Annotated in this window: 9 protein-coding genes and 1 pseudogene; 6 read left to right on the top strand and 4 right to left on the bottom strand. The window is 51.7% G+C overall.

Features of this window, described 5'->3' with window-relative positions; genetic code table 11:
* Window positions 1-1,189 (top strand): GNAT family N-acetyltransferase (locus Q7V06_RS07885; RefSeq protein ID WP_304840319.1); only part of this gene is annotated, 1,189 nt, incomplete at its 5' end.
* 110 nt (window positions 1,190-1,299) lie between these two features.
* On the opposite strand, the gene proS is transcribed toward Q7V06_RS07885, so the two are convergent.
* Genes proS through Q7V06_RS07900 form a run of 3 tightly spaced genes read right to left on the bottom strand, consistent with a single transcriptional unit; the run spans window position 1,300 to window position 4,145 of the window.
* The gene (gene proS, locus Q7V06_RS07890; RefSeq protein WP_304840321.1) at window positions 1,300-2,727 is read right to left on the bottom strand and encodes a proline--tRNA ligase; all 1,428 of its coding nucleotides are present in this window, start codon (window positions 2,725-2,727) and stop codon (window positions 1,300-1,302) included.
* Window positions 2,728-2,737: 10 nt separating this feature from the next.
* A complete protein-coding gene (locus Q7V06_RS07895; RefSeq protein ID WP_304840323.1) occupies window positions 2,738-3,304 on the bottom strand; it encodes a stage II sporulation protein M in 567 nt (188 codons plus the stop codon).
* Window positions 3,297-4,145, bottom strand: coding sequence for a DUF63 family protein (locus tag Q7V06_RS07900; RefSeq protein WP_304840325.1), 849 nt, complete (start codon window positions 4,143-4,145; stop codon window positions 3,297-3,299). The genes Q7V06_RS07895 and Q7V06_RS07900 overlap by 8 nt, the downstream gene beginning before the upstream one ends.
* 12 nt (window positions 4,146-4,157) lie before the next feature.
* Between Q7V06_RS07900 and Q7V06_RS07905 the strand changes: the two genes are divergently transcribed.
* Together Q7V06_RS07905 and Q7V06_RS07910 are read left to right on the top strand one after the other, a co-directional pair.
* Complete coding sequence (locus Q7V06_RS07905) at window positions 4,158-5,237, top strand: NAD(P)-dependent glycerol-1-phosphate dehydrogenase (RefSeq protein ID WP_304840327.1); 1,080 nt, start codon at window positions 4,158-4,160, stop codon at window positions 5,235-5,237.
* 2 nt (window positions 5,238-5,239) lie between these two features.
* Window positions 5,240-5,692, top strand: coding sequence for a UPF0179 family protein (locus Q7V06_RS07910; protein WP_370650831.1), 453 nt, complete (start codon window positions 5,240-5,242; stop codon window positions 5,690-5,692).
* 8 nt (window positions 5,693-5,700) lie between these two features.
* Here Q7V06_RS07910 and Q7V06_RS07915 read toward each other — a convergent pair whose 3' ends face one another.
* Window positions 5,701-6,567: an ADP-ribosylglycohydrolase family protein gene (locus Q7V06_RS07915; protein WP_304840329.1), complete on the bottom strand. Its 867-nt coding sequence runs from the start codon at window positions 6,565-6,567 to the stop codon at window positions 5,701-5,703.
* Between the two features lie 53 nt (window positions 6,568-6,620).
* Here Q7V06_RS07915 and Q7V06_RS07920 point away from each other — a divergent pair, with 53 nt between their 5' ends.
* The 3 genes and pseudogenes from Q7V06_RS07920 to Q7V06_RS07930 form a co-directional block, all read left to right on the top strand.
* A complete protein-coding gene (locus tag Q7V06_RS07920; protein ID WP_304840331.1) occupies window positions 6,621-6,887 on the top strand; it encodes a UPF0058 family protein in 267 nt (88 codons plus the stop codon).
* Window positions 6,888-6,894: 7 nt separating this feature from the next.
* A complete protein-coding gene (locus Q7V06_RS07925) occupies window positions 6,895-8,463 on the top strand; it encodes a tRNA uridine(34) 5-carboxymethylaminomethyl modification radical SAM/GNAT enzyme Elp3 (protein ID WP_304840333.1) in 1,569 nt (522 codons plus the stop codon).
* A pseudogene (locus Q7V06_RS07930) lies at window positions 8,460-8,853 on the top strand (DNA primase catalytic subunit PriS); the annotation flags it as partial. The gene Q7V06_RS07925 and the pseudogene Q7V06_RS07930, both read left to right, overlap by 4 nt.

The following is an 8,853-nucleotide window of genomic DNA, read 5'->3' on the forward strand; positions in this document are numbered from 1 at the left end:
CCTTATGCTCATCCATTTCCGGAATGAAGCCGATCGTTATGCAATGCAGCTGGCTGAGCGGCAGATTGCTGTCCAGAAAGATCAACTTGGTTGTACCGGTATCAACGTGATGACACGGGTTGATGTTGCACCAGATGGCAATATCCCAAGAGCAATTCTTGAGGTCAACAGGACGGAAAAGGCGCCCCTTATTGTAATCGGCGCACGCAAAGGCATCCTGAGTGGCTCATTGCTCGGCCGCAGTGCAACTGATGTCCTTACCCGGAGCCGGTGTCATGTCCTCATTATGAGATCTGATCCTTCCTCATTCTTCGGCCTGAAAAAGGCCGAAGAGGATTGTCGCACCATCGTAGCAAAGATTCTCTATCCAACGGATTTCTCCGGTTCCGCGTATGATGCCCTGGATGGCTTGAAGCGGATAAGCGGGATGAGCGAAGTTGTCCTCCTCCATGTTATCCAGAAGGCAAAGGCCGATTTCGGGGCACGGGACCAAACAGAAACTGAAGTGGAAGAAAGGCTGCGTCGTATCCAGGAGGACCTGAAATCGGTAGGAATTTCTTCAACAATTCGTATCCGGTATGGCACCCCCTCCAAACAGATCTGCATGGCTGCGCTTGAGGAGAATGCTACCATGATCCTGATGTCCCGGTATGGGCACATGGACTATCTGATGCAGATTCCTGTTGGAAATACGACAAAACAGGTCGCAAAGATCGCAAAGAAACCCGTACTTGTAATCTTTTCGGAGATCCACCTCGTCATCCGGGTTCGGGAGCTGATCGCAGATGAATTTTCCATTGCAGAAAAAATCTGGCTGGACTATCATGCAAATAAATCAGATCCTGATAACGACCGGATCTTCTGCGTCTTTGTTGAAGATACGCCCGTGAGTGTATCCCGGTGTAAGCGCCACACAGATGGTATTGAGGTGGACGGGGTCTTCACCTGGGAGGAGTTCCGGGGAAAAGGCTATGGAAGAATTGCAATGGAGGCCCTCATCTCTGCCTGCGGTGATGACGATCTCTACATGCATGCGACCCTTCCGCTCGTACCCTTTTACAAGTCACTGGGTTTTACCCCGATCCCGGAGAGGGAGCTCCCCCCGACCATCCGGGAACGATATGCCTGGGCGATGGGTGAGATGACCGGCTCAAATGTCTGCCCGATGAAGAGGGTTCGTACTGCATAATTATTCGTGCGAATAGCTCAAAAGCCGACGAGATGGTAGAGTATGGCTTGATTGTGATAGAGACCCCCCCCGGCGTCTGATGGGGAGTAACTATTCTCCTCAAAAAAAAGTTAATATGACCGCCCGATCAGGGCTGCCTTTCCAACTTTTCCACAGACTACACATCCGACCCCGCCGAGCTTTTCGGCATGCGGACCCCGAAGATCTGATCCGAGGAGTGAGGCATCGGTCTCAGCTTCGATCAGATCCGAGCAGCCCCGGTCACCGCACCATGATGCGACAGCGACACCGGATTCCACTGCAACTTTGATCTCCTCGATACCCGAGCAGATGGTGATCTTTCCTGATGCCGCATCTTCCGCATGCCGGCTGATCGTCGCCTGGATCTCATCAAGCAGAGGGATCACCTCATTGACCGATCGGATCTGGCATTTCTCCTTGAACCGGTCAACCGCCACAATCGTTCCCGCATCGATATCACGGGGGCCGATCTCAAGCCTGAGTGGCACTCCATGCAGCTCCCAGTGGTAGTATTTTGCCCCTGGCCGCATATCGCGGGTATCGAGCTCAACCCTGATGCCAAGTGCCTTGAGATCCGCAGCAAGTGTCTCTGCTGCTGCCATCACCTCGTCCCTCCGTTTCCCGATGATGATCGGGATGATGACCACCTGAACCGGTGCAACGAGCGGTGGGAGGACAAGGCCGGTGTCGTCGCCATGCACAGAGATGACCGAGGCAATGCACCGTTCAGAGATACCGTAACAGGTCTGGTATGCGAGCTGCTGTTCACCTGCTGTATCTTCATAGGTGATATTGTATGTCTTTGAGAAATGAGTCCCGAGATGGTGGGCAGTTCCGATCTGGAGGGTCTTTCCGTCCGGCATGATACAGTCAACTGCGATAGTGTAATCTGCACCAGGGAATTTGTCCCAGTCCGGACGCCTTGATATCAGGATCGGCACACCGAGATCATGGTAGAAGACTGAGTAGAGTCTCACCGCCTCTTCCACCTGTGCTGCCGCCTCTTCCCAGGTGCAGTGGACGGTGTGGGCTTCCTTGAAGGAGGTTATCTCCCGGAGCCTGATGAGGGGGCGGGTATGCTTCGTCTCGTACCGGAAAGTATTGACTATCTGGTAGAGCTTCAGGGGGAGATCGGCATGTGACCGTACCCAGAGTGCATACATCGGGTAGATTGCAGTCTCGCTCGTTGGTCTGAGTGCGAGTTTCACATCAAGTTCCGAGAGACCGCCATGTGTCACCCAGTAGACCTCCTCTTCAAACCCCTTGATATGCTCAGCCTCTTTCATAAACTCATAATCAGGGATGAGGAGGGGGAAGAGCGTCTCCTGATGGTCTACATCAAGAATCTCCCGGAGCCTGTTGTAGGTATTCTTTCGGATCGCAAATCCAAACGGGTACCAGACGTACAGCCCCTTCACAGGATAGCGGACATCCATGATCTCTGCGCGCCTGAGGATCTCGTTATACCATGCACTAAAATCAGCAATTGGTGGGAGTGCGTCTGTTTTTTCTTCCATAGTATGCCACCTAAACGACCATTACTATGATACCTGGTGTTATAAATGCCTCAGTGATGGCTGCGATAACAAGCAGGGGGAGCACCGTCTTTGCAAAGAGTGATGCATAGTGCATCGCCTCAAGTGCAGCATCCCCTTCTCCATTCCATTCCCTTCGGATTGCAGAAGCAAGCATAAATCCAAGAGCTCCTGAAATGAAGAGGGCAGGCAGCTCAACGATACCGTGAGGGAGCAGGGCTGCAATCACAAAGACCCCCCCCTGCAGTCCGAGTGCAATGTGGGCGATTGCACCGACGATTACACCGTTCATTGCCAGAATAAACACTGTAAGAAGGCCAAAAGTGACTCCTCCGAGAAAGAGGATAATACATGCCTGAAGATTGTTCATAAAGAGCTTCAGAGCCATTGTTGCAGGCGGGTCGTTCATCATCTCTTCAATGTCAAGAGACTCATGGAGTACTTCCATGAAGGTATCTCCAAGAGCCGGATTGTAGATGATGAGTCCCGCCCCGAAAAGTGTTGATCCCGAGAAGATCAGAACTGACAGCAGAATGCTGTAGAGGATGGCTTTAGACATGGAGCACCATCCTCATCATCCCCCTGAGACCCGGAGCCATACCGACAACGATCATCGCCAGGAGAAGGAGATACCAAAGACCGCTCTCACCGTTTTCTCGCCGGTACATCTCAAGGATATAGATACCGGGAATGAGGACTGCAAGTTTCAATGGATACATTGCAAATGCGGTTCCTGCCCAGTCGATGAGGGCGCCTCCGACGACATGCTGCTCCACATAGCGGATTGGGTGTATATCGATCCCATAGCTTGTCGCGCTCGCATCGAGGAGATGGCCGAAGATGAGAAGAATATACAATGGGTTCTTCACATATTCCCATTTCAGCAGATACCGCAGCGCAGCATAGGTCAGGGCCGTTGTGACTGTTGCCATTGCCAGAATGGTGAAGAAGACCACAAAATCCAGTTGTGTCTCAGTTATCCCCCACCAGACGAGCAGACCGGCGGCAATGATTGAGAGTAAGACTCCCGCCATCCGGTATGGTATCAGGAACGAAGAAAAAACTTCAGCTCTCTCCAGAATCCTCGCAGTGACGAGAGATAGGATTGTGAACCCAAATATGGTGAAGAAGATGAGAGGTGTTATCAGGAGGAACTTAATGTCTGATCCGATCATCCCGGTATCTTCAACCACGCGCAGGAGTCCTCCAAGGATGACAAATGGTATTGTTGCGAGAACAAAATCCGAATTAATCGCAATTCCTGTTCCTTTCAGCCATCTGTACACGAGGTAGACTGAGACGATCAGTATCGCTGCATACGTGAGGGTATCGACAATGGTATATGCCTCTCCGTAGCGGATAGGATCAATGTAATATTTGTATATGAAGTCACTAATCATGAAACGATCTCAATGGGCCCAGAATACTTCAAGATACTTAAGAATAAAGTTTTTGATAAGTCGAAATGGATGCAGCTCCCAAGAGATGTTGTCATAGGTCATGATGCCCTCGACCAGATTCCACGGGTGCTTGAGGATCTTGCACTGGGGGATTCTGTCCTCCTTCTCAGCGGTCCAAAGACGAGTGCAGTAGTCGGGTCCCGTGTAGCCTCCCTCCTCGAAGATCTCTTCGATCTAACTTTCTACATCTCGGATTCGATCACTCCTGAATCGATCTGCTCAGTGGAGGAAGTGGGATCTGATGCCGATGTCATCATTGCTGTAGGGGGGGGGAGGGTGATCGATACTGCAAAGATCGCTTCATTTAATCTTGACTGCCAGTTCATCAGTGTCCCAACAGCCGCATCTCACGATGGGATCGCGTCATCCCGGGCATCAGTTCCAACAGATGAGGGGAGCTCATCTCTGGATGCCCATCCACCGGTTGCTGTCGTCGCCGATACCGGCATCATTGCAGGCGCACCGCACCGTCTCCTGGCTTCCGGGTGCGCCGATATCATCTCAAACTATACTGCAATCCTCGACTGGGAGCTCGCCCACAGGCTCCGGGGCGAAGTCATCTCAGAATATGCAGTCGCCCTCTCACGGATGACCGCTGAGATCCTCGTCAAGGATGCGCATCTGATCCGGCCAAATTCGGAAGAGAGTGCATGGACTGTTACGAAAGCACTTGTGTCATCAGGTGTTGCGATGAGCATTGCAGGTTCATCCCGTCCTGCAAGTGGAGGCGAGCATAAGTTTGGACATGCACTTGAACGGCTCGCTCCGGGAAAGGTTCTCCATGGAGAAGCCTGCGGAATTGGGACGATCATCTCGATGTATCTCCATGGTGGAGACTGGCAGGGGATCCGCAACTCCCTCAAAACGATCGGAGCCCCGACCACACCAGCAGATGTTGGTCTTTCAGATCAACTTGTTGCCGAGGCACTTGTAAGGGCAAAAGAGATACGTCCTGAACGCTTTACCATCTTTGATATGGGTATTACTGCGGAATCTGCAACAAAACTTGTCAGGATGCTTTACCAGGAGTGAAGATGATGACTGAATCAAAGAACAGGGTTACGCTCATCGGTGTAAAACTCGCAAAGACAGGTGATGAGTTCTTCTATGACGGAGCAATTTCGGAGTGTGAGGGGTGCAAGGTCAGAAAGGCCTGTCATAATCTCGTTGAAGGGAGAAAATACAGAATCATTGGGATCAGGCCGACGATCCATACCTGTCCTGTCTTTGCAGATGGTGCCCGCGTTGTTGAGGTGACGGAGGCACCGGTGGTGGCGCTTATCGCAGGTGAGATGGCAATTCCTAATTCCCGCCTCGTCTATGAGTACCTCTGCAATCGGGAGGACTGCCGCAGTTTCGATCTCTGTCATCCTGATGGGGTGAATGAGGGGGAGAAGTACATCATCACCCAGATTCTTGGGAGTGCACCTGATGAGTGCCTGCGTGGCAGGCGGAACCTCAAGCTTGTTGAACTCCTTCCAATCTGACCGGGAGATCATCTCTGCCCGGCATTCCATACCTCTTCTTCAAGCATCAGTAATCTTTGAGCCCCTTCAAGATCCGCTATCCATTCTCCTGGAATTCCCTGTAATCCATGATATGCACCGCCGAGTGCTCCGCAGATCGCAGCTGTCGTATCGGTATCTCCACCAAGGCTGATCGCCCGAAGAATCATCTCTTTAAATGTCCCGCACTCCATAAAGCAGGTTATTGCAGCGTGTGTCGTATCCAGGGCATCGATTGAAGGGATGAGGGGGACTCCTCCGAGGAGTGCAATCCGCCTTCTCACCTCATCTACTTCACATGATTCAAGTGCGGTGAAGAACGCCTCCTGTCTTGATCCACCCCTGCATAGGATCGAGATCATCTGGTTGACAACACCTGAGCAGGCAACTGCAACCGGATGCCCGTGTGTCGTCTCGCTGGCAATCCTGCTCATCAGGAGGACCTGGTCTGGCCGGTAGAAGATACCGATCGGGGAGCCCCGCATCACAGCACCGTTTGTCCTTCCACTCCTCTCTGTCGCCTTCTCTGGTGGAATACCTTCTATGATCTTCAGAAGTACTGTGCTACTGGTTCTTCCAAAATATTCCGGGTGCATCCTGAACATTTTTACAAGACGGCTGAGAAAATCGATTGTGGAGAAGCCCCGGCAGGTGACAAGCGTCTCTGCAAGCGCGATCGTCTGGAGGGTGTCATCTGTATACTCTCCTCTTCGTGCCTGAAAAGGGCCGCCTCCGATCATCCGATTGGGTATATGAGCAATATTCTCGCTCCCTTCAAAGGGCGCACCCATTGCATCCCCAATTGCGGAGCCGATGAGTGTTCCGGGTATGCGCGTGAATTGGAATATAAAGATCACCAATAAATTATATCTGGATACTCATTAGAGAATCATATGTCATAGGTGATTGGGTGCAGAAAGAAGAACTATTACATCTCCACATGCTGATGGTCACCGTAAAGAAATATTACGAGTCCGTCAGTGGCGACGCTGTGTTAACAAACAAATACGATTCTCTCCTCATCTCCCCCGTTCATATACATAAAAATAAAAACTCTCATAAAGAGGCCCTTCTTACACTTGCAGAAGAGATCGTAGATCAAATACATGAGCATGCCGGGCCAATTACGGCTGATTATCAGAGTAAATCTGTTTCTGCTATTGCAATGAAACACTGATTTTTTCATGGACGAATATACCGCCTACCGGGAGATCATCTCCCGGCTCTCTTCTTCTGATTCTCCGGATGATATTCAGAGGATCAAACTGTCTGTCTGCCGCACATATCGCCTCCCTGTATTTCCGAAGAACTCGGCGATCCTGTCATATGCAAAACCGCATGAACGGGAGTATCTGAGGCGGATTCTGATGGTTAAGCCGACAAGGACCCTCTCCGGTGTCGCCCCGATTGCAGTCATGACTTCTCCTCATCCTTGTCCGCATGGGATCTGCCTCCCCTGTCCGGGAGGGCCGAATCATCCTTTCAAATCACCGCAGAGCTATACCGGGGAGGAACCGGCAGCCCTTCGGGGGAGGGAGCATGGATATGATCCCTATGAACAGGTGCATGCAAGACTCACCCAGTTCCTCCGTCTCGGTCATCATGTTGATAAAGCAGAGCTGATCGTGATGGGTGGTACGATCACCGCAAGGGATCCTGAGTACCAGGAATATGTCGTCACGTCATGCCTTCGGGCGATGAATGATTTTCCTGATACTTCATCTGATGAATGCAGCTATGAAGAGGCAGCAGAGGCAAACGAGAGTTCTATTGTCCGGTGTGTTGCTATCACCTTTGAGACCCGCCCCGATTGGTGCAAGCGGGAGCATATCGGGAAGATGCTCTCGCTTGGGGTCACAAAAGTGGAGGTCGGAGTTCAGCATCTCTTCGATGAGATCCTTGATTTTAACCGGCGTGGCCATAGTGTTGCCGATAGCATCGAGGCAAACCGCCTCCTGAGGGATGCCGGACTCAAGGTCGGGTTTCATATGATGCCGAATCTTCCCGGGAGCGATATTAAAAAAGATCAGGAGATGTTCCGGCTGCTTTACTCTGATCCGCATTTTTGCCCTGACTTTCTGAAGATCTACCCGACCCTCGTCACACCGGGTTCAGAGATCGAGATGCTCTATAACCGTGGCGATTATAGCCCCTATGATGAAGAGGATCTGGTTGCTCTTGTTGCCTATGGGAAGGAGCACCTCCCCGAGTATACCAGGCTCCAGCGGATTCAGCGTGACATCCCTGCAAAACTTATCGTCGCCGGTTCACGCCATGGAAACTTCAGGCAACTGGCAGAGAAATACCTCCACTCACAGGGGAAGCGGTGCCGGTGTATCCGGTGCCGGGAGATCGGACGGAGCCCGAGTCCGGGTGAAGGTGAGATCCGAACTATATCCTATGACTGTTGTGGAGGTCGTGAATTCTTCATTCAGGAGGAAGCAGGGGATTCATTGATCGGTTTTGTCCGGCTTCGGTTCCCTGGCACGGTCTTTCGATCAGAACTGGAAGGTGCTGCTCTGATACGTGAACTTCATGTCTACGGAAGTATCGTCCCCATCTCCGGGGATCCGACGGGTGATGAACGCCAGCACCGGTCAAGTGGACGGCTTCTTCTTCAGGTAGCTGAAGAGACAGCAGCGGAAGCCGGATATGCCCGTCTCGCAGTAATGAGTGGTATTGGCGTGCGTCCTTACTATCGTAAACAGGGCTATCTGCGGGAAGGCCCATATATGGTGAAAAGACTGTTATGAAGCCTGCTACCGTTGAGTTCCTCAGAAACCGGTTTTCTGACTATTATTCCGGCAAAATCAAGATGACTCCACCCCTCCGGGTACCGGATTCATTGGATCAGCGGGAGTGGGGTTTCATGTTCTTTGGAACCAGAAGTACACCTGGCATGCGGCGTCATCTCTCATTTACGGCTCAGGAGGAACTCTTCTCGTATCTCAGATCGATGACGCCAGCCCATGTGTACTACTCAACAGCCTACTATGAACATCCTGCTGCCCCAACGATGGATGAGAAGGGGTGGAGTGGTGCGGACGTGATCTTTGATCTCGATGCCGATCATATTGTGCGCGGTCCCTATGACCAGATGCTTGCCAGAGTGAAAGAGGAGCTGCAGAAACTGATCGTGATGC

It is taken from the genome of Methanocalculus sp. (assembly GCF_030651615.1).
Classification (GTDB): Archaea; Halobacteriota; Methanomicrobia; order Methanomicrobiales; family Methanocorpusculaceae; genus Methanocalculus.